The 20,675-nt window shown below is 47.7% G+C and carries 18 protein-coding genes; all 18 read left to right on the forward strand.

Annotation, left to right across the window (positions count from 1 at the left end):
* Nucleotides 1-16: 16 nt before the first annotated feature.
* The 18 genes from atpA (at nt 17) to ACUTVW_RS14870 (ending at nt 20,639) form a co-directional block, all read left to right on the forward strand.
* Nucleotides 17-1,531, forward strand: a complete 1,515-nt coding sequence (atpA, locus tag ACUTVW_RS14785; RefSeq protein ID WP_095291229.1) for a F0F1 ATP synthase subunit alpha — start codon at nt 17-19, stop codon at nt 1,529-1,531.
* A gap of 130 nt (nt 1,532-1,661) precedes the next feature.
* Nucleotides 1,662-2,534, forward strand: coding sequence for an ATP synthase F1 subunit gamma (atpG, locus tag ACUTVW_RS14790; RefSeq protein WP_445646516.1), 873 nt, complete (start codon nt 1,662-1,664; stop codon nt 2,532-2,534).
* Nucleotides 2,535-2,629: 95 nt separating this feature from the next.
* Complete coding sequence (atpD, locus tag ACUTVW_RS14795) at nt 2,630-4,033, forward strand: F0F1 ATP synthase subunit beta (RefSeq protein WP_445646517.1); 1,404 nt, start codon at nt 2,630-2,632, stop codon at nt 4,031-4,033.
* A gap of 64 nt (nt 4,034-4,097) precedes the next feature.
* On the forward strand, nt 4,098-4,502 hold the full coding sequence (locus ACUTVW_RS14800; RefSeq protein ID WP_434749159.1) for a F0F1 ATP synthase subunit epsilon: 405 nt from the start codon (nt 4,098-4,100) through the stop codon (nt 4,500-4,502).
* 628 nt (nt 4,503-5,130) lie between these two features.
* The gene (locus ACUTVW_RS14805; protein ID WP_090922880.1) at nt 5,131-5,388 is read left to right on the forward strand and encodes a DUF1146 family protein; all 258 of its coding nucleotides are present in this window, start codon (nt 5,131-5,133) and stop codon (nt 5,386-5,388) included.
* A 522-nt stretch (nt 5,389-5,910) separates the two neighbouring features.
* Nucleotides 5,911-7,257, forward strand: coding sequence for a UDP-N-acetylglucosamine 1-carboxyvinyltransferase (gene murA / locus ACUTVW_RS14810; RefSeq protein ID WP_445646610.1), 1,347 nt, complete (start codon nt 5,911-5,913; stop codon nt 7,255-7,257).
* Nucleotides 7,258-7,732: 475 nt separating this feature from the next.
* Nucleotides 7,733-9,127 (forward strand): stage II sporulation protein D, encoded by a 1,395-nt coding sequence (spoIID, locus tag ACUTVW_RS14815; RefSeq protein WP_445646518.1) that lies wholly within the window; start codon nt 7,733-7,735, stop codon nt 9,125-9,127.
* A 150-nt stretch (nt 9,128-9,277) separates the two neighbouring features.
* Nucleotides 9,278-10,018 carry a peptidoglycan DD-metalloendopeptidase family protein gene (locus ACUTVW_RS14820; protein ID WP_445646519.1) on the forward strand — a complete coding sequence of 247 codons (741 nt, stop codon included), beginning with the start codon at nt 9,278-9,280 and terminating at the stop codon, nt 10,016-10,018.
* Nucleotides 10,019-10,189: 171 nt separating this feature from the next.
* Nucleotides 10,190-10,477, forward strand: coding sequence for a sporulation transcriptional regulator SpoIIID (gene spoIIID, locus ACUTVW_RS14825; protein WP_024632710.1), 288 nt, complete (start codon nt 10,190-10,192; stop codon nt 10,475-10,477).
* Nucleotides 10,478-10,697: 220 nt separating this feature from the next.
* Nucleotides 10,698-11,696, forward strand: a complete 999-nt coding sequence (locus ACUTVW_RS14830) for a rod shape-determining protein (RefSeq protein ID WP_445646520.1) — start codon at nt 10,698-10,700, stop codon at nt 11,694-11,696.
* 102 nt (nt 11,697-11,798) lie between these two features.
* Entirely contained in the window at nt 11,799-12,683 is an 885-nt protein-coding gene (locus ACUTVW_RS14835) for a flagellar hook-basal body protein (protein WP_445646521.1), read from the forward strand.
* A 75-nt stretch (nt 12,684-12,758) separates the two neighbouring features.
* Nucleotides 12,759-13,595 carry a flagellar hook-basal body protein gene (locus ACUTVW_RS14840; protein ID WP_445646522.1) on the forward strand — a complete coding sequence of 279 codons (837 nt, stop codon included), beginning with the start codon at nt 12,759-12,761 and terminating at the stop codon, nt 13,593-13,595.
* 11 nt (nt 13,596-13,606) lie between these two features.
* A complete protein-coding gene (locus tag ACUTVW_RS14845) occupies nt 13,607-13,834 on the forward strand; it encodes a DNA-directed RNA polymerase subunit beta (RefSeq protein ID WP_221791282.1) in 228 nt (75 codons plus the stop codon).
* 472 nt (nt 13,835-14,306) lie between these two features.
* Nucleotides 14,307-14,738, forward strand: coding sequence for a 3-hydroxyacyl-ACP dehydratase FabZ (gene fabZ / locus ACUTVW_RS14850; RefSeq protein ID WP_434749164.1), 432 nt, complete (start codon nt 14,307-14,309; stop codon nt 14,736-14,738).
* A 72-nt stretch (nt 14,739-14,810) separates the two neighbouring features.
* Nucleotides 14,811-16,532, forward strand: a complete 1,722-nt coding sequence (locus ACUTVW_RS14855; protein WP_445646523.1) for a phospho-sugar mutase — start codon at nt 14,811-14,813, stop codon at nt 16,530-16,532.
* Between the two features lie 192 nt (nt 16,533-16,724).
* Nucleotides 16,725-18,746, forward strand: a complete 2,022-nt coding sequence (locus tag ACUTVW_RS14860; protein WP_445646524.1) for a DUF5693 family protein — start codon at nt 16,725-16,727, stop codon at nt 18,744-18,746.
* Nucleotides 18,722-19,873: a polysaccharide pyruvyl transferase CsaB gene (csaB, locus tag ACUTVW_RS14865; RefSeq protein ID WP_445646525.1), complete on the forward strand. Its 1,152-nt coding sequence runs from the start codon at nt 18,722-18,724 to the stop codon at nt 19,871-19,873. Before ACUTVW_RS14860 ends, csaB begins: the two co-directional genes overlap by 25 nt.
* A 7-nt stretch (nt 19,874-19,880) precedes the next feature.
* Complete coding sequence (locus ACUTVW_RS14870) at nt 19,881-20,639, forward strand: WecB/TagA/CpsF family glycosyltransferase (RefSeq protein ID WP_445646526.1); 759 nt, start codon at nt 19,881-19,883, stop codon at nt 20,637-20,639.
* Nucleotides 20,640-20,675: the final 36 nt, after the last annotated feature.

Consider the following 20,675-nt stretch of genomic DNA (forward strand, 5'->3'; position numbering starts at 1 on the left):
ATTGGGGTGAGGACATTTGAGTATCAAACCAGAAGAAATCAGTACATTAATTAAGAGCCAAATCGAACAATACAAGACCGATATCGATGTAGTCGAAGTCGGAACGGTTATCGAGGTTGGTGATGGTATCGCTCGTGTTTACGGACTTGAGAACGTCATGTCCAACGAGTTGGTTGAATTCCCAAGCGGTGTAATGGGACTCGCCATGAACGTGGAAGAAAGCAATGTCGGTGTCGTTATCCTGGGACCTTACTATGATATTCGTGAAGGCGACCAAGTGAAACGTACTGGTCAAATCATGCAGGTGCCTGTAGGCGAAGCATTGATTGGGCGCGTTGTGAACCCGCTCGGTATTCCAGTGGATGGCAAAGGGCCAATCGCTACAACGGAATTCCGTCCGGTTGAAGGTAAAGCACCAGGCGTAATGGATCGTAAATCCGTTCATGAGCCGATGCAAACAGGAATCAAAGCCATCGATGCAATGGTACCAATCGGTCGCGGACAACGTGAGTTGATCATCGGTGACCGTCAAACAGGTAAAACATCAATTGCCATTGATGCAATCCTGAACCAAAAAGGTAGCGGCATGAAGTGTATCTATGTTGCTATTGGTCAGAAGCAGTCTACGGTTGCACAAGTTGTGGAAACTCTTCGTCGTAAAGGCGCAATGGAGTACACGATCGTTGTAACAGCAGCAGCTTCCGATCCATCACCACTCTTGTACATCGCACCGTACTCCGGTTGTTCGATGGGTGAGTATTTCATGTACAAAGGCGAGCACGTTCTGGTCATCTATGATGACTTGACTAAACAAGCTTCTGCTTATCGTGAGCTGTCCTTGTTGCTTCGTCGTCCACCGGGCCGTGAGGCTTATCCGGGTGACGTCTTCTACCTGCACTCCCGTTTGCTGGAGCGTGCTGCGAAGCTGAATGATGAACTGGGTGGAGGTTCTTTAACCGCACTGCCGTTCATTGAAACACAAGCTTCCGATGTATCTGCTTATATTCCAACGAACGTAATCTCCATCACGGATGGACAGATCTTCCTGGAAGCTGACTTGTTCAATGCTGGACAACGTCCGGCGATCAACGTTGGTATCTCTGTATCCCGTGTCGGTGGTTCTGCTCAGATCAAAGCGATGAAAAAGGTTGCAGGTTCCCTGCGTCTTGACCTCGCTCAATATCGTGAGCTTCAAGCGTTCTCCCAGTTCGGTTCCGATCTGGATAAAGCGACTCAGGCTCGTCTGAATCGTGGTGCGCGTATGATGGAAATTCTGAAGCAAGGTGTTAACCAGCCGTTGCCTGTAGAACAACAGGTAGTCAGCTTGTATACTGCAGTTAAAGGATTCCTTGATGAGATTCCAACAGGTGATGTTACTCGTTTTGAACATGAGTTCCTTGCGTTCATGGAGAGCAACCACCCGGAAATTCTGGGATCGATTCGTGACACGAAAGAACTGACAGCAGACAATGAAAATGCACTCAAAGGTGCAATCGAGAAGTTCAGAAAGAGCTTCGCTGTCTCTGTCTAAATAGATGATTGTAGCTGCGGAGTTGTCTAACCGATTCCGCATGTCTGCATGCAAAACTTTGACTCTGTCAAAGCAGGATTATGCTTACGAAGTAGTTTTGACTATGTCAAAACTTTAAGGTGGTGAAATCATGGCAAAAGGTATGCGCGAAATTAAGCGTCAAATTAAAAGCGTACAGAGTACCAAGCAGATCACCAAAGCAATGGAGATGGTTGCAGCTGCAAAACTGCGTAAAGCGCAGGAAAAAGCAGAGGCAGCACGTCCATATTCAGAGAAGTTGAAAGAAGTTGTGGCGAGTATTGCCTCCAGTACCCAAGGTATCCAGCACCCGATGCTGGAAAGCCGTCCGGTCAAAAAGACAGCGTATCTGATCATTACGTCAGATCGGGGTCTTGCAGGTGGATACAATGCGAACGTTCTGCGTCAGGTGAATCTGACTCTGAAAGAGCGTCATAACTCTCAGGACGATTACGAATTATTCGTTATTGGTCGTAAAGGGCGTGACTATTTCAGAAGACGTGAAATAGCTATGGCTTCCACAACAACGGATCTGTCGGACTCACCTTCATTCGCAGATATCAAATCCATCGCTCATGAGGCGGTTCATGGATTTGAACTGGCTGAATTTGATGAATTGTACATTTGTTATAACCGCTTTGTAAATGCGTTGACCCAGATTCCGACAATGGAGAAACTTCTTCCTATGGAAACACCTGAGTTAACAGCTGTAGATGGACCGACTGCAAGCTACGAGTATGAACCGTCAGCTGAAGCTGTGCTGGAAGTATTGCTTCCGCGTTATGCGGAAACATTGATCTACGGTGCACTGCTGAACGGTAAAGCGAGTGAGCTAGGTGCTAAAATGACAGCGATGGGCAATGCAACCAAAAATGCATCCAAGCTCATTAACGAACTGTCATTGACTTACAACCGCGCACGTCAAGCAGCGATTACACAGGAGATTACGGAAATTGTGGCAGGTGCTAACGCAGCACAAGGCTAAATGTTTTTTATTTAATGAAGGCTTGCACTGCAAAGATGAACGAACGGAACTTTATTTTTGCCAAAGTAGCAGGCTTGTAGGAGGGGAACGTTAAGATGAACAAAGGACGCGTTGTGAGCATCATGGGTCCGGTTGTTGACGTCGAGTTTGATCGCGGCGGTCTGCCGGAAATCCTCAATGCCATTACGATCACTACAGTAAGCGAAAGCGGCGTTAGTGTAAATCTTACACTCGAAGCTTCGAAACATCTGGGTGACAACCGGGTACGTTGTATCGCGATGTCCTCCACGGACGGTCTCGTACGTGGTATGGAAGCCGTAGATACTGGAGCTCCAATCTCTGTACCTGTCGGTGAAGCGACACTGGGCCGTGTATTTAACGTACTCGGCGAAGCAATCGATACTGGCGGTACTGTAGCAGCTGCACACAAAAACCCGATTCACCGCTCTGCTCCTGCATTCGATGAACTGACGACCCAAGCGGAAATGCTTGAAACAGGTATCAAAGTTATCGACTTGCTGGCTCCTTACGCTAAAGGTGGTAAAATCGGTCTGTTCGGGGGCGCCGGTGTAGGTAAAACGGTAACCATTCAGGAACTGATCAACAACATTGCGCAAGAGCACGGTGGTATCTCCGTATTTGCCGGTGTTGGTGAGCGTACACGTGAAGGTAACGACTTGTATCACGAGATGAGTGATTCCGGCGTTATCAACAAAACAGCAATGGTCTTCGGACAAATGAACGAGCCTCCAGGCGCACGTCTTCGTGTAGCCCTCACAGGTCTGACCATGGCGGAATACTTCCGTGATGAAGAAGGCCGTGACGTGTTGCTCTTTATCGATAACATCTTCCGTTTCACCCAAGCGGGTTCAGAAGTATCTGCCTTGCTTGGACGTATGCCTTCTGCGGTAGGTTACCAACCTACGCTGGCAACCGAAATGGGTCAATTGCAAGAGCGTATCACTTCAACGAAAAAAGGATCGGTTACATCCATCCAGGCGATCTATGTACCTGCGGATGACTATACTGACCCGGCTCCTGCAACAACGTTTGCTCACTTGGATGCAACAACCAACTTGGAGCGTAAAATCTCCGAAATGGGTATCTACCCTGCGGTAGATCCACTCGCATCCAGTTCCCGGATCTTGTCTCCTGAAGTTGTTGGCGAAGAGCACTATAGCGTTGCACAAGGTGTTAAACGTATCTTGGCACGTTATAACGAACTTCAAGATATCATCGCGATCTTGGGTATGGACGAGCTCAGTGAAGAAGACAGAGCGCTCGTTTATCGTGCGCGTAAAATTCAACGTTTCTTGTCCCAGCCTTTCCACGTTGCTGAAGCATTTAACGGTATTCCGGGTAAATACGTTCCGGTTAAAGAAACGGTGCGCAGCTTTAAAGAGATTCTCGAAGGCAAGCATGACGATCTGCCGGAAGCAGCATTCCTCTTCGTGGGTACGATTGAAGAGGCAGTGGAGAAAGCTAAAACACTGGTATAATCTGACTCCAGGATTGTCCTTATGAAGCGAGCTATCCTTCGGATAGTTTCAGGAGGGATGGAATTTGAGCACCTTTTTGTTGGAAATCGTAACGCCTGAGCGCCTCGTCTATTCACAGCAAGTGAACAGCGTCATCGCTCGTGGTATTGAAGGGGAACTGGGGATTCTCCCTGGTCATATCCCGATGGTTACACCTTTACAGATTGCACCAATCATTATCAAAAACGGAAAAGAGAACAAGCAGGTCGCTATCGGCGGCGGCTTCATCGAAGTCCGCAAAGATAAAGTTGTTGTACTCGCTGAGAGTGCCGAATTCCCGGAAAGCATTGATGTGGATCGTGCGCGTGCGGCCAAAGAGCGGGCAGAACGCCGGCTTGCTAGCCAAAGCAACCAAGACCATTTTGATCACCGCCGTGCAGAGATTGCTTTGCAAAAAGCGGTTAACCGGATTAACGTATACGGCAAATAAAGTAACTTATGGAGCCCGGCGGCACAGTCTGCCGGGTTCTTTTAATCTTTTACAGCGAAATAGGCAATTGATTTCAGGGATAGCTACGAGATCAGTTATGAATTTGAAGGTTAGAGAGCCCTCTCTTTATATAGTATGAATCGTTTCACATCATTAGATTCACCTTTTAATCGGCCCATGAATAACATATAGGACTTAAGTAATATGGGCGCATTCCCCTGATAGAACCAATTTTTACGAAAGTAAGTTGAATTATTTCCGAGGAAATGACAGAATCGATATCGATGTAACGCTCTTTTATGTCGTTTTAGTCACACAATCCTAGCGAATAAAAATTAAAATGTTTTTTGAAGTGGAAATCAATGTAATTGACAAGCGATAGTGAAACAGCCTATATTCCATAGAGTCAGCAGATGCAAGAAGCTGGATACTAGATTTCCGTCATCATGTACAGCCAAATTGTTGCTGCTCGGTCATATAGGTATCAGGTGATCCTGCGATCCGGAGTATAACTGACAGCTGAACGTGCATATTTTTCTGCTTCGAACATTCCAGTATACTAACAAGTTATGGGTGCAAGGCATATGATATGCTGATCATTGCAACAATTAAGGTGGAGGTAAAAGATATGGGTAATGATCTGGCGAATCAGGTGAACCAGACATTGAGCACCAACAGTCTGATCTCAATCGTTGTTTCTCTTATATGTATTGCGATAACGTGGTGGTCACTGCAAAATCTGAAACTGGATTTGGTAATCAGACAGCCGAAAGGCCCTCAGGGAAGACTGCTACATTTGCTGCTTGCTATTATTCTGGGGCATGCCGTTGCTGGCTTTGTTATTGATTATTTGTCTTGGACTCAAATGTTGAGAAATTTGTTTTAATGTTGAGATGGTTGGTTAATCATCTGTTAGGTTCTTCAGTGGCTCAATGTCGAATAACATCGATTAATTGTGTTAACAATTAGAGTATAAGTTGTCGGCCAAAACTCAAGAAAAAAATGTGAACGTTTAATTGAACGAATTTGAAGTGTTTATGTAAAAAATGCTTGTATCGCACAAATCAACAGTGTTATGATGGAAGTTAGGGAATTCACAATTTTCCACTTATTATGTAGGTTATAAACGGGATATCCGGTTGGTACCGGCTAAAAATCATCCCAATGGGTCTGTTCTGATGCTATGATGGCCTTTTTGATGATTTTCACAAAGCCACTAAGCAAGAAGCACAGAACACATGGTATCATCGATATGAATTATACAATCCAATTCTTTTCTGAATAGACATCTGAGCATACATGCCAGAATTTGTCGAAATTCCACACACAGCAACAGTCCTTTCTATCACAGTAGGGCTCACGTATTCCGGAATGAAGAAAAGGGAATAAAAGCGCGGAGGGAACCATGATGAGCAAATTTATCGTCCGCGGTGGCAAAAGGTTGACCGGAAGTGTCAAAGTTAGCGGCGCTAAAAATTCTGTTCTTCCGATCATCGCTGCCTCTCTCTTAGGGGAAGAAGGACAAAGCGTTATTATTGACGCACCTCCTCTAGACGATGTGATGACGATTAACAAAGTGTTGGAATCGCTGGGAGCGGGAGTTACATACCGGGACGAAGTGATTACCGTAAATGCGGAGAATCTTACTTCCTGTGAAGCCCCGTATGAATGGGTTAGTAAAATGCGGGCGTCTTTTCTGGTCATGGGGCCTTTGTTGACGCGTTTGGGTCAAACAAGAATCTCACTACCTGGGGGATGTGCCATCGGTACACGACCGATTGACCAGCATCTCAAAGGTTTTGAAGCCATGGGAGCCGAGATCAGCTTGGGTCAAGGTTATATCGAAGCACGTAGCCAAGGACGGTTGCGCGGTGCGAAAATTTATCTGGATGTGGCTTCTGTAGGTGCCACTCAAAATATTATGATGGCTGCAACATTGGCCGAAGGTGTAACGGTTCTGGAGAATGCGGCGAAAGAACCTGAGATCGTGGATCTGGCTAATTTCCTGAACGGGATGGGAGCTAAAGTCCGCGGAGCCGGTACGGGCGTTATTCGTATTGAAGGTGTGGAGAAGTTGTCTGGTGTCAGACATACGGTAATCCCGGATCGCATTGAAGCGGGAACATATATGGCTGCAGCAGCAATTTCTGGTGGTGACGTATATGTTGAAGGTGCCATCTCCGATCACTTGGGTTCCGTCATTGCTAAGCTGGAAGAAATGGGCGTAACCATACAGCCGGATGAGAATGGGGTACGTGTTATTGCCGATCGTCCACTCAAAGCAGTGGATGTCAAAACATTACCATACCCAGGATTCCCGACAGATATGCAATCCCAGATGATGGCTTTGCTGCTGGCATCGGAAGGAACTAGCGTTGTGACAGAAACGGTCTTTGAGAACCGCTTCATGCACGTTGATGAATTCCAGTTGATGAACGCAGAGATCAAAGTAGAGGGTCGCTCGTCTATCGTTACGGGCAATGCAGAGCTGAAAGGTGCCAAAGTGACAGCTACAGACCTGCGTGCAGGAGCTGCTCTGATCATTGCTGGCCTGGTTGCTGAAGGTACAACTGAAGTGGGTGGTGTGCATCACATCGACCGTGGTTATGTACATTTGGCAGAGAAGCTTAATGGCCTTGGAGCGGATATCTACCGGATTTCGGTGGAAGAGCCTAAGCTGGATGCAGTTAAAGCACCTAGCGAAAAGGTTGAGGAAGAAGTTCCAATGTTCAAAGTACAACCAACTTGGGTGTAACATACATTTATGTTACGGATCATTCTTCGCGTATAATCCACAGTAACATATGGATTTCGGATAGAAGAGAGATCGTAAACGTATGGGTTTGACTAAGCTAAGCCTTCGGGCTTGGCTTTTTTTGTGTTCTTTTTTATATTTCCAAATGGAGGGGATGGTAGTGCGTTAAGTACCTGATTCTATTAATAGCTGATCTTAAAATGTACCCATATAACATCTGATTCTGTATCTGTTCTACACAAGATGAAAGAGCATCTGTTGCATATCCTGTTGATAGGATCGGCTGCCTAAACTGCATAACAGCAATGTTTTCGAGTATCCACTAATACGGGAGACACGGTAATAAACAGATGTATACGCCTTTCGTTTCTCTTAAACCTGGTTCTATCAGATCCAGAGAACTCATATCTTAAACTATGGATTTGACAAAAGAACCAGTCATGACCTGGTCATCGACAACGGAGGGGTAACACGGATGAAAGAAGCTCGTGTACAAGTGAAAGTGCCTCTTGTCCCACGGCCCGGAATACAGGGATTAGAGGAAAGTTCGATCCAGGATACAGAGAAAGACAAATCTGCTCCTGCGAAGAAGGGAAACAAACCGCTACAGATGGCGAAGGTACAGATGATAACGGGGGGTAAGCCTGAAACGATATATGCCAGACCTGGGCAACATTTTGCGGAGGAGCTGAAGCAAGAAGCTACAGCGCATGTGAATATCCCCATTATTGAGTTAGATCCCTTTCGCAAGGTGAAACGTCGTCGTATGCGTGCTTTTGGCCGTCGTCACCGCTGGGGGCATATTCCTTGGCGTTGGCAGCCCGCAGCAGCCGTTTCAGCATTGCTCGTTCTGGCGATAAGCATTCCGGTCATTCTGGTGTGGCCGCGAGCAGCCGAGCAGGTCAAATCAACGCCATCTCCTGCAGGCGTTAGCACTAGTACGAGTACAAAGAGTCCAAGCCCTGTACCTGCAGTGCCTGTAACCTACCCTGAGCCTAATGTACGTGTTTACTTGGCTGCCAAAGGCATAACGATACAGTTGCCGCTTGAGACATATGTGACGGGGGTAGTGGCTGCAGAGATGCCGGCTGAATTCAGACTGGAAGCATTGAAGGCTCAAGCGATAGCTGCTCGTACTTTTATTGTGAGAAGACTCGCTGCAAACGATACAAGTGGCGTACCTTCAGACGCAGCAGACGTGACGGATACGATTCGTCATCAGGTCTTCATTCCTCCTGACCAGGTAAAGTCCGATTGGACCCGGCTAGGTAAAGCAAAGGAGTGGGAGAAACTTCAGCAAGCTGTCCGTGAAAGCCGTGACGCAGTCATGACGTATCAAGGTCGGGCGATCACAGCATCCTTCTTCTCAACTAGCAATGGATATACGGAAAATGCAGAGGATGTGTGGGGCAACGTTGTTCCCTACCTGAAGAGTGTGGATAGCCCATGGGATAAACAGCTGGCTCCGGGTTTCAGAGAAACGATTACGATGAAACGCAGTGATATTTTGCAAAAGATGAACCTGGATGCGATTCCGGTAACTGCTGAAAAGAGCGGTTCCTGGATGAAAGTGTTATCTACCACTAAGGGGAATCGTATTAAGGAAATACAGATTGCCGGCGAAACCTTCAGCGGCCCGGAAGTCCGCAAACGTCTTGGGCTCAGATCCAGCCAGTTCAGCTGGAAAACGGAAGGTGATGCAGTGCAGATTACGACATATGGATATGGTCATGGGGTGGGTATGAGTCAATGGGGAGCTAATGGCATGGCGCAGGAGGGGCACACGGCTACCGAGATTCTGAAACATTACTACACCGGAATCTCTTTCGGACAGGCATCCAAGATGTTAGCTTCAAAACAGGAGAGATGATAACAGCCGGTCGAAAGGTTTTCTGGCCCCGGAGCGGCGCACGCCCTACCACCCATATATAGCACTCTTTGAAAGCTGCGTGAAAATAATTAGAGTCGCGCGTGTATAAAAGAGTTGCACCCGGTAACACTTGTTACTGAGGTGATCAAGATGAATGAACAAAACAACAAAAAAACAGTCCAAGAAGAAACTCCTAAAACAACGCAAGGAGTACCGGCTGCTCAGCCCTCTTCGTGGAGAAAAGCAATGTCCAAACGTTGGGTTTTCCCGGCAGTCTACATCGCAGCAGCAGGCATTATACTAACTCTAGTGTGGGTCTATCAGGGAACAGGCGGTAAAGCTCTGAACCCGGACTCTGCTAAAGAAGCAGTAGAAACAGGCGCAGCGAGTACTGAGGGAACAGCGACAGGCGGAGAACAGGAAAGTGTGGAAGTTGTTGCAAAGTCGGAAAATTTCGTATGGCCCGTAGCATCTCCGTCCGAGATTTCGGTCGTGAAACCATTCTATGACAACGAAGCTTCAAGTGAAGAACATGAGGCGGCAATGGTGCAGTACAATGACACATTTATTCCGAATACGGGTGTAGATCTGGCGCGGGGTGACAACAAATCCTTTGAAGTCAAAGCAGCACTCAGCGGAAAGGTTACACGTGTTGAGCAAAATCCGCTCACAGGTCAAGTGGTGGAAATTACCCACGGCGACAACCTGAAAACCGTATACCAAAGCCTTGCTGACGTCAAAGTAAAACAGGACGATGAAGTGAAACAAGGGGATGCCATTGCATCTGCTGGTGTAAGTGAACTGGGTAAAAACTTGGGGAACCACCTTCACTTTGAAGTTTATGAAGAAGGACAGCCCGTGAACCCGCAAGGATATCTTCCGGAAAAATAAATGATTTTTACCGCACTAACAGGATGGGCAGGGGTGAATAACCTCTGCTCTTTTTATGCTTTTCAGAAAATAATGGGACTTCCGAAGCTTGTCACTCCTCTAAACCGCGAATATATAGGCATGCTCCTCATATAATGTACCAAACTATCCACACAGTAGGGAGGCGGGAGCGTGCACGATTACATCAAGGAACGGACCATCAAAATTGGTCGCTGCATTGTTGAGACGAGAAATACGGTCCGTACCATTGCCAAAGAATTCGGCGTGTCAAAGAGTACTGTGCATAAGGATCTGACGGAGCGTCTGCCGGAAATCAACCCTGATCTTGCTGACCAGGTGAAACACATTTTGGAATACCATAAGTCGATCCGTCATTTGCGGGGCGGTGAAGCGACCAAAATCAAGTACAAAAAAACGAGTGGAAAAAAACGTGAGGTGCTGGCTTCCGCCAAATCATAAGCAAGTTCTTCAAGAACTAGGCCAAAAAGCTCACAGTATGGATTGAATCCCTCCCCTGAAGTATGATATGTTAAAAGCTGGTACAGGATCGAATTATGACATCTTATCAGCCCGATTTTTACATATATATGTTGCACTTTGTCGAACGAGCGGTGACGTGATAAGAGACACTTTTTCACAGGATACGCTGACCAAATAATATCACTTTGGGGGCTCTTTTATGTTTAGCAAGGATATCGGTATTGATCTTGGCACGGCAAACGTGCTTATTCACGTGAAAGGAAGCGGAGTTGTTCTCAATGAACCTTCCGTCGTGACCATTGAAAGCGATACGAAGCGGGTCCTTGCTGTCGGGGAAGAGGCGCGTCGTATGGTAGGGCGTACGCCGGGTAACATTGTTGCCATTAGACCGCTGCGCGATGGCGTTATTGCGGACTTCGAAATTACGGAAGCCATGCTTAGACATTTCATTAGCCGTGTGGGGGCGAGAAGCTGGTACAGCCACCCTCGAATTTTGATCTGTGCACCAACGAATATTACTTCCGTAGAGCAGAAGGCCATCCGTGAAGCGGCGGAGCGCAGCGGTGCCAAAGAAGTATTCTTGGAAGAAGAGCCGAAAGCGGCAGCCATCGGTGCGGGTATGGATATTTTCCAGCCGAGCGGCAATATGGTCGTGGATATCGGCGGCGGAACGACTGACGTTGCAGTCCTGTCTATGGGCGACGTAGTCACCGCCTCTTCTATTAAAGTCGCAGGGGACAAGTTCGACGAAGCCATTACCAAGTTTATCAAAGCAAAATATAAACTCATGATCGGTGAACGTACAGCGGAAGATATCAAAATCGCGATTGGTACCGTGAATGCAGCTGCTCATAAGGCCGAGATGGACATTCGTGGTCGTGATATGGTAACAGGTTTGCCTGTGACGGTAACCGTGTCAGCAATTGAAATACAGGAAGCGCTATGGGATTCCGTGCAATCCATTATCGCTGCAGCCAAGTCCGTATTGGAACGTACACCACCAGAACTGTCTGCGGACATTATTGATCGCGGGGTGGTATTGACGGGCGGTGGTGCATTGCTGAACGGACTGGATGAACTGTTGTCCAATGAATTGCATGTACCGGTATGGGTTGCAGAGGATCCGATGCACTGTGTTGTCAAAGGGACAGGCATTATGCTGAATAATTTGGATCAAGTAGTTAAGAAAAAGTTCTAGTCTGCCGATATAAAGAGCAAAGGGTTCACTGCAAAGGTGAACAGAACGGACAAACAGCGATCTGCAATGCAGGGACAAGCGTTTGAGGAGAGGGGTTCATTCATGTTAAGAGGTCTGTACACTGCTGCTGCGGGAATGATTACAGAGCAACGTCGCCATGACACAGCCACGCAAAATATCGTAAATATGAACACAACGGGATACAAACAGGTGAACAATGTAAAGCGCGCGTTCCCGGAAATGCTCATTACTCTAACAGGCGGGGATCCCAATCTTCCAACAAAGCGGCTGGGCAGACTCAACTCCGGTGTATTCGCGGAAGAGAGTTTATCCATGAATATTCAAGGTGCCCTTATGGAGACGAAGCAAAAAAGTGATTTTGCAATTTCCTCCAATCTAAGTGTGAATGATCCTCAGACAAACCAGCCTGTTCCGTTTGATGCTTCTGGCAAATTTGTACGAGCAGATGGAACCGTAACGTACCAGCCACAGGCGTATTTTACGGTTCGGGATGCAGATGGCAATACCCGTTATACACGTGATGGTCATCTGGAAGTGAACGGAACGGGGCAGCTTCTCAGCTCCACCGGTTCTCAGGTACTGGATAGCAACGGACAACCCGTTGTATTGACAGGTTCTGTGGAGCAATTTAAAGTGGATGAGCAAGGCCGCCTTGTTAATGCGGTTACGGGTGCTCCAACAGGCGTTACGCTTGGAATCAGTGTTATTGACCAGCCGAATCAGTTGGTTCGTCAAGGTGACGGCAACTTTAGCCTGAATGAAGATAATGGAGCAACCGCTAGAATGATGGCTGCTGCCGATAATGTTCAGATTCATCAAGGTTACCTGGAAGGATCGAATGTAGATGCCTCCCAAGCAACCGTTGACATGAATGCTGCATTCCGTGCATATGAAGCGAACCAGAAGGTCATTCAGTTCTATGACCGCAGTTTGGAAAAAGCTGTAAACGAAGTTGGTCGTGTATAACGCCATTCATTTATAACCGAACAGTGAGGGGCTCAAGTGCCCTTAGCGAAGCAAAGCAGGAGGTTAAACCACCGCATGAATAATTCCATGATCAGTGCCAAGGTTTCTATGACCGCGATTCAGCAACGACTGGATGTCATTGCCGATAATATTGCCAACGTGAATACGGCAGGCTATAAGAGCAAACAGGCAAGCTTTGAGGATGCCCTGACTCGCGTACAGCAGCAAGATGATAAGTACAAGCAGGATGGACGTTCGACACCGATGGGATATAACCTCGGTTTTGGAACACGTCTGGTCAATCTTACCAGAGATATGTCCCAAGGTAGCATGAAGGAGACGGGCAACCCGACAGATTTGGCTATTGAGGGCAACGCGATGTTTGCTGTTCAGGCGAATGGTCAGAAACTATGGACACGGCAAGGGGCATTTCATTTTGTACCGGATATGCGTCCAAAAGTTAATCCTAATGATCCGGACCGGATGGTGCTGGTCAATGACGCCGGGCATTTCGCTCTGAATCGTCAGGGGGAGCTGATTACGGCTCCAATGAATAGCACGGTTGCTTTTGATGATAAGGGTAACTTGCTGATTCGTCAGGGGGGTGGAAATGCCGTCATTACAGGGCAGTTGCAGATGGTGGATATCGAGCGTCCTGAAGGACTCGTGCAATTAGCGGATAATCTGTTTGGTCTGGACGCCGGGGTAACCGAGAACGATGTATTCGGGGCTAACGCGGCAACACGTGTGCCACAAGCATCGATCCGTACAGGTTTTCTTGAGCAGTCTAATGTGGATATGACACAGGAAATGGCATTGCTGATGCAAGGTCAGCGGATCTATCAACTGGCGGCGCGTGCGCTTACGTCCAGTGATTCCATGGCGGGTCTTGCCAATAATATGAGAGCATAAAGGTGAATGGGATGACAGAAACACAGCAGCAGAACAGCAAGCCGGAACAGAAGGAAGTCAAGAAGAAAAAGAAGAGTTGGTGGCGCATCGCAAGATGGTTTCTGATTCCGATTCTGCTTGTTCTTGCCCTCGCTGGCGGCATGGTCGCTGGATATGTGGTACTGGGCAAACAGGATATCGGTTCCGTATGGCAATGGAGTACCTGGAAGCATGTCTATGATCTGGTATTCGCTCCATAAGATAACGAGTACAGCGAAAACTCCTGCGCAGGCAGGAGTTTTCTTTTTGGTGTTGAAAACAGTATAATGATGGATGACGTTTAACGTCAGAAGAGGCCTCCCCTGCGAAAGACATGCTGTCATCGCGAAGAGAGACCCCTTATCTCAACCTTCACTACTGCAGTCATGAAGGATATTACTAGTGTTAACCCTAAATCAACATTTCATACTACATTAAAAATGAAACTCATTTATATGAGGATCGACTTGATCATATCCGTTTTTTGTGATCACGATAAGTGGAGGGAAGAGAATCGTTCAAAGAAGCACAGCGTCCGCGTTTGTCACAGAATTTTACCCATGATAATGGGATCAAGAAAATTCAGGGACAATGGCGGTCATGGAACGATCTCTTTCCGGAACGACCTAAGTGAGCACATAAAACGCTATGATGGAGAGTCTTCGTATAAACACCCCGAGAGGAGATTATATTGTGCTAGATATCAAACAAATTCAATCCATTATCCCGCATCGCCCGCCTTTCCTGTTGGTGGACAGAATTTTGGAGATGGAGGATGGCAAACGTGCCGTTGGTTTGAAAAATGTAACCATTAATGAACCGTTTTTCATTGGTCATTTTCCGGAGTATCCCGTAATGCCGGGGGTATTGATCACGGAAGCATTGGCTCAGGTTGGTGCAGCAGCAATGCTGAACCTGGAAGCGAACAAAGGCAAAATCGGTTTCCTGGCGGGACTCGACAATTTCCGATTCCGTGGACAAGTTGTGCCTGGAGATACGTTGATCCTGGAAGTGGAGATCACCCGTCTGAAAGGTTCGATTGGTAAAGGCAAAGCAACGGCTCGTGTGGAAGACAAAATTGTCGCTGAAGGCGAAATCATGTTTGCACTGTCAGACCCAAGCTGATTACATATGGTGAATCGTGAACAGCTACGTGCGTAAATAGAAATTTATATAGACGGAAGGGGCTTATTGGATATGGAACAGTTAAGCGCAGCAGCAGCCGAGACGTTGCAGCAATGGTTGGAGGATGCTTCCATTGATGAAGCAACCAAACAGGAGCTTCGTGATTTGAAGGATCAACCGAAAGAGCTGGAAGAGCGTTTCTACAGAAATCTGGAGTTTGGTACAGGTGGGTTGCGCGGTGTTATTGGTGCCGGCAGCAACCGGATGAACAAATACACGGTGGGTCGTGCGACACAAGGCTTTGCCCGGTATTTGCTGGAGCAGCATGGGGACAAGGAAGGTAAACCTTCCGTTGTTATCGCTCATGACTCCCGTCATTTCTCACCTGAATTCTCACTGGATGCCGCGCTGGTGCTGGCAGCTAACGGTATTGTTGCCAAGTTGTATCCATCCCTGCGTTCTACACCACAACTGTCCTTCAGCGTGCGCTATCTGCAAGCGACGGGTGGTATCGTTGTAACGGCAAGCCATAACCCGCCGGAATACAATGGATACAAAGTGTACAACCACGAAGGCGGACAGCTGGTGCCGCATGAAGCAGAGAAAGTCATTCAATATATTCAAGAGGTTCCTTCCTTGGCTGATGTGAAAAAGCTTACACAGGAGGAAGCCGAAGCGCAAGGGTTGCTGATCTGGCTGGGTGAAGAGGAAGATCAGGCGTTCGTAGATACGGTGGCAAACCGCAGTCTGAGCCGTGAACTGATCCAATCCGGCATCGGCCGTGATTTCAAAATCGTGTACACACCGCTGCACGGTACAGGTAACCTTCCGGTTCGCCGCGTACTGGAGCAGATTGGATTCGAGCAATTGTACATTGTCGCTGAGCAAGAGCAACCGGATGCTGAATTTTCGACGGTGAAGTCCCCTAACCCGGAAGAGCGCGAAGCGTTCACACTGGCGATGAAGCTGGGCGAATCCGTAGGCGCAGATATCCTGATCGGTACAGACCCGGATGCAGACCGTATGGGTGCTGTCGTGAAAGACAAAGATGGTAAATATTTTGTCTTGTCCGGTAACCAATCGGGTGCCATTATGGTACATTATCTGCTCAGTCGTCTCCAAGAGACAGGTACGCTGCCAAGCAACGGTGCAGTAATCAAAACAATTGTAACGAGTGAGATGGGTGCAGTGATTGCGGAACATTACGGTGCAGAAGTGATGAATACCCTGACGGGTTTTAAATATATCGGTGAAAAAATGAATCAGTTCGAAGCCACCGGAAGTCATACCTTTCTCTTCGGATATGAAGAGAGTTATGGTTACCTCTCCGGCAACTATGCCCGTGACAAGGACGCTATCCTTGCCTCGATGTTGATTGCCGAAGCCGCTGCCTACTATAAGAGCCAAGGCAAAACACTCTATGATGTGTTGCAGGAACTGTACAACCAATTCGGCTTCTTCCTGGAGAAACTGGAATCACGCACGCTCAAAGGCAAAGACGGTGTTGCACAGATTCAAGTAAAAATGACCGACTGGCGTTCGAATCCGCCACAGGAAGTTGCGGGCATTGCTGTGCAAGATGTGCTGGATTATTCATTGGGTCTGGACGGGCTGCCGAAGGAGAACGTGCTGAAATTTATTTTGGCGGATGGTTCATGGTTCTGCCTGCGTCCTTCGGGCACAGAGCCGAAGATCAAAGTGTACTTCGCGGTGCGCGGTGAGAGTTTGCATGATGCCGAAGGCCGGATCGAACGTTTGGCTTCAGCAGTCATGTCGCGTGTAGACGCACAATAAAACAAATGGTACTGTAAGAAAAAGATGCAGAAGGCCTCTCCGCACCGTAAGGTTGGTTGGCGGAGGGGTTTTTCTTTGAAATAAAATGGCAAGTGTGCTGGCATATAAGAGAGCGTGTTAACACATGCTGAACGTAAGAATCATAAGAGCAGAACGGGCATTTGGTTCCAACAACTGAGGAGGTTACACGTAGTGCGTCAAAAATGGCTTTATTGGAATAACGCTTCCCGGAAGTGGTTGTGGCTCATCGTTATTATTGGTTTGGTAGCATCCATCCCGGTTATCCGTGATCGGGTACAGACAGAATCTTCAGCGAACAAGGTAGAACTGGTCTTCAATTATCGAGGGCTGCTGGATATCTCCACGTATCAGGCTCATCCACAAGATTTTATGGATCAACAGATGACAAGGCTGAAAGATGCCGGTGTGACAACGATGGCTGTGTTTGAGAGCACGCTCGACGAGCTTAAGAAAACACGCCGCTTGATGGTTTACTCAGGTCAGGATCTTGCGAATATGACCAAAGAACTGGTTCCTCCCAATGCGAACTATACTTATGTGTTGTTCACGTCGGAAGAAAATGCGCAGACCTATACCCCTATCATTGAACAAACGTTCGCTGAACGTCAGATCCCGGTTAAACCCTGGGAGTATGAAGGACGCAGCGGCTTAATATTGCAGACACCGCCGGAGAATGCCAACATGCAGCCGATGCAGCCCGACCCGGTTGCGGTGAAAATGCTGCGTGATAAAGGTTTTCATATTTTGCCCCGGATCTCCGACACCGTACCATACAACCAACAATCGATGGAGCGTATGCTTACGTTCTTCGAAGAGAATGGTGTGACACGTATCCTGTTTGATGGGGATGCAGTGAAAGGGTACAATGATAATGCAGAGATGAAGAGTCTGGATCAGTTTGCTCAGCTGCTGAACAAACATCATATTGGTCTGGCTGCGATTGAAAATCTGAAGAAGCCGCAGGATGGGTTCCAGACGCTGGCTTACAAGATTGATTACAATGTGACTCGTCTGTACTCACTAAGTGATGCGGACGCGAATTTAAAAGAAGATACCATTGCAGATCGATTTGTACTGGCAGCCAAGGATCGCAACATTCGCATGATTTATATGAATGCTGCACCAAGCCGGAATACAGCCAAAGCGGCCATCACCGATCCGATCGAAAATCTGATCAAAAGTTTGGGTGAGCCGGGACATGCCGTTGAACGTATGGCTAAACATGGCTTTGAGCTTGGACAGGCCGAAGCATTCACGGTGAAAGATTCGTCCATTCAACGTTATGCGAAGCTGATCGCGCTTATTGGGGCAATCGCTTTGATTGCACTGATGGTTTCTTATTTTGCCCCTGTGTTTACGATTGCGGTATTCCTCCTTGGACTGGTGGGTAGCGCAGGTTTGTTCCTGTTAAAACCTACACTGCTCGAGCAGGGAATCGCTTTACTGGCGGCAATTTCCGCACCAACGATTGCGATGGTGCTGGCTGTTCGGACGGTGAATGCGCAACAACTGCGTCAGCCGGATGCTCCTGCGGGTCGTCGTTTGGCACAGACACTCGTTTTATATGTGAGAACATCGATTCTTTCATTTGTGGCCGTACCTTTTATGATCGCATTGTTGAACAACATCACGTACAGCTTGGTTATTAATCAGTTCCGTGGTGTTAGCCTGTTGCACTTTGCGCCGATTGGATTGGTTGCAATTTATATTGTATTCTATCGTGGTTCGGGTTCAATCTCTGTGAAACAAATCAAAGATATGCTGCGTATGCCAATCAATATTCTAATGGTTATACTGGCGCTTGTTGCTGCCGCTTTTGGATATTATTATCTGAGCCGTACAGGAAATGCGGGTACGGTAACACCATTCGAGATGTTCCTGCGTACGACGCTGGAGGATACGTTTGGAGTACGACCTAGATTCAAAGAATTTGTGCTGGGACACCCGCTGTTTATCGTTGGCGTGTTCGCCGCTTTAAAATACCGTAAAGTCATCTTTGTGCTTATTATCGCTACGATGGGTCAATTGTCCATGGTTGATACGTTTGCACATATTCATACACCGGCTGTACTGTCACTGATTCGTGGGGTGATGGGACTCGGACTTGGCTTGATCTTTGGTATCATTGCTGTGGGTGTGTGGCAAGTCGTGGAAGGATGTTGGAAAAAATGGTCACCACTTCTAAGAAATTAGTCATTTCGGGATACTACGGATTCCGCAACAGCGGGGATGAAGCTGTGCTGAAATCCATCCTGACTGCATTGGAGGAAGAGAGCCAGCGGTCAAACGTAACGATTGAACCGATTGTACTCTCCATCGATCCAGCGTGGACAACTTCCATGTATGGTGTTCGTGCAGTTCATCGGATGAAGCTGAAGGAAGTTCGCGAGGCACTCAAGGAAAGTGATGGACTGATTAGTGGCGGGGGAAGCTTGCTGCAGGATGCGACGGGATTGAAGTCCATTCCTTATTATCTGGGTGTCATCAAGCTGGCTCAGTGGTTGAAAAAGCCTACATTTATCTATGCTCAGGGAATTGGCCCTGTTAACCGTAAAATCTTTAACCCGATGATCAAATCGGTATTCAGATCTTGTACCTATGTTTCGGTTCGGGACGAGCAATCCGCCGATTATCTGCGGGGTCTTGGACTCAAATGGAACCAGATTCATGTCGTGCCTGATCCGGTGATGGGGTTACCTCTGCCGGATACCGCTTCTATTGATCAACAACCTGTCCATTCACAGGGTTCGGCAGATAAACATGCCGAGCTGCCTGTGGTTGGGGTGTCTGTTCGGTTCTGGGAAGCGGATCGCAAGGAGCTTACCGCTATCGCCGCTGGTTTGAAAAAACTGGCTGCGCAGAAGGCTGTACATCTGCGCTTTATGCCGTTCCATCTGCCTGATGATGTGCAAGCATCCCGTTTTATTATGGAACTGATCGGTGATGTGACCAGTAAAGGCAGCGAAGTTAGCATCACGGAAGATCTGACCGATCCTCAGCAGATGCTGGAGGAAGTGAGCCGCTGTGATCTGATGATCGGTATGCGTCTGCATAGTCTGATCTACGCGGCATCACAGTATGTCCCGCCCGTCGGCATTTCGTATGATCCCAAAATCGATCAATTTCTGCTTCGGCTAGAAAGTGATGCTGTGGGTAATACGAGTTCACTTGATGGGGATAAGCTTGCCCAAACGGTAGCTGGACTGCTCGATCAGCGTTCACAGTGGCTAAAACAAAACGAAGATCGCATTACTGCATTGAAGCAGGAGGCCAGAGAGCCTGCCAAGCAGATTATTACCTATTTAGGCCGCAAAGGATGAGATAACAATGACTCAGACCGGAACGATTCCTACCGTTTCCATCTACGGTATCCCCTTTTCCAAACGAACGATGAAAGAAACGGTCAAGACGCTTGAAGAAGCTGTCTTGTCGAAACAGCCACATCAGATCATCACTGCCAATCCGATTATGGTCATGGCTGCACTGGAAGACCCTGCAATGATGAAGGTGATGCAGGATGCGGAGATGATCGTACCGGATGGAACCGGTGTGGTATGGGCTGCGAACTACTGCGGTGACCCTGTAGCAGAGCGAGTACCGGGTTTTGAACTTTTACATGAATTGCTGCGGGTTGGAGAAAACTATCGATGGGGCGTGTATTTGCTCGGTTCTACCCCTGAGGTGATTCAAGAAACGGCGGTTCGGTTACAACAGCAGTATCCGGCTATTCGTATTGTGGGTTACCGCGATGGATTCTTCGGTTCGGCTGAGGATGAACAGGTGGTAGCTTCGATTCAGCAGGCTGCGCCTGATCTGTTATTCGTTGCTCGCGGAGCGGATACCCAAGAACCCTGGATTCACAAACACAAGCATGCACTGCAAGTTCCTGTCATGATGGGGGTTGGCGGCAGCTTTGATGTGATCTCGGGCAGAAGCAAACGGGCTCCTAAGTTGTTCCAAAAGTTAAGACTCGAATGGTTCTATCGTCTGTTGCGTGAGCCTAGCCGGGCTGGACGTATGCTTGCGCTCCCGAAATTTGCCCTGAAAGTAATGAGGGACAAAGAAAACGTGACAAAAGCCCGTTAAAAACAGGTAATTACGAGATAAATGCTTGTTTTTGCT

Source organism: Paenibacillus sp. TSA_86.1 (assembly GCF_052691815.1).

Bases quoted from the DNA above. Each gene is read 5' to 3' on its own strand.
- atpG (WP_445646516.1), top strand. From the start codon at position 1,662: ATGGCAAAAGGTATGCGCGAAATTAAGCGTCAAATTAAAAGCGTACAG.
- atpD (WP_445646517.1), top strand. From the start codon at position 2,630: ATGAACAAAGGACGCGTTGTGAGCATCATGGGTCCGGTTGTTGACGTC.
- ACUTVW_RS14805 (WP_090922880.1), top strand. From the start codon at position 5,131: ATGGGTAATGATCTGGCGAATCAGGTGAACCAGACATTGAGCACCAAC.
- murA (WP_445646610.1), top strand. From the start codon at position 5,911: ATGAGCAAATTTATCGTCCGCGGTGGCAAAAGGTTGACCGGAAGTGTC.
- spoIID (WP_445646518.1), top strand. From the start codon at position 7,733: ATGAAAGAAGCTCGTGTACAAGTGAAAGTGCCTCTTGTCCCACGGCCC.
- ACUTVW_RS14820 (WP_445646519.1), top strand. From the start codon at position 9,278: ATGAATGAACAAAACAACAAAAAAACAGTCCAAGAAGAAACTCCTAAA.
- ACUTVW_RS14830 (WP_445646520.1), top strand. From the start codon at position 10,698: ATGTTTAGCAAGGATATCGGTATTGATCTTGGCACGGCAAACGTGCTT.
- ACUTVW_RS14835 (WP_445646521.1), top strand. From the start codon at position 11,799: ATGTTAAGAGGTCTGTACACTGCTGCTGCGGGAATGATTACAGAGCAA.
- ACUTVW_RS14840 (WP_445646522.1), top strand. From the start codon at position 12,759: ATGAATAATTCCATGATCAGTGCCAAGGTTTCTATGACCGCGATTCAG.
- ACUTVW_RS14845 (WP_221791282.1), top strand. From the start codon at position 13,607: ATGACAGAAACACAGCAGCAGAACAGCAAGCCGGAACAGAAGGAAGTC.
- ACUTVW_RS14855 (WP_445646523.1), top strand. From the start codon at position 14,811: ATGGAACAGTTAAGCGCAGCAGCAGCCGAGACGTTGCAGCAATGGTTG.
- csaB (WP_445646525.1), top strand. From the start codon at position 18,722: ATGGTCACCACTTCTAAGAAATTAGTCATTTCGGGATACTACGGATTC.
- ACUTVW_RS14870 (WP_445646526.1), top strand. From the start codon at position 19,881: ATGACTCAGACCGGAACGATTCCTACCGTTTCCATCTACGGTATCCCC.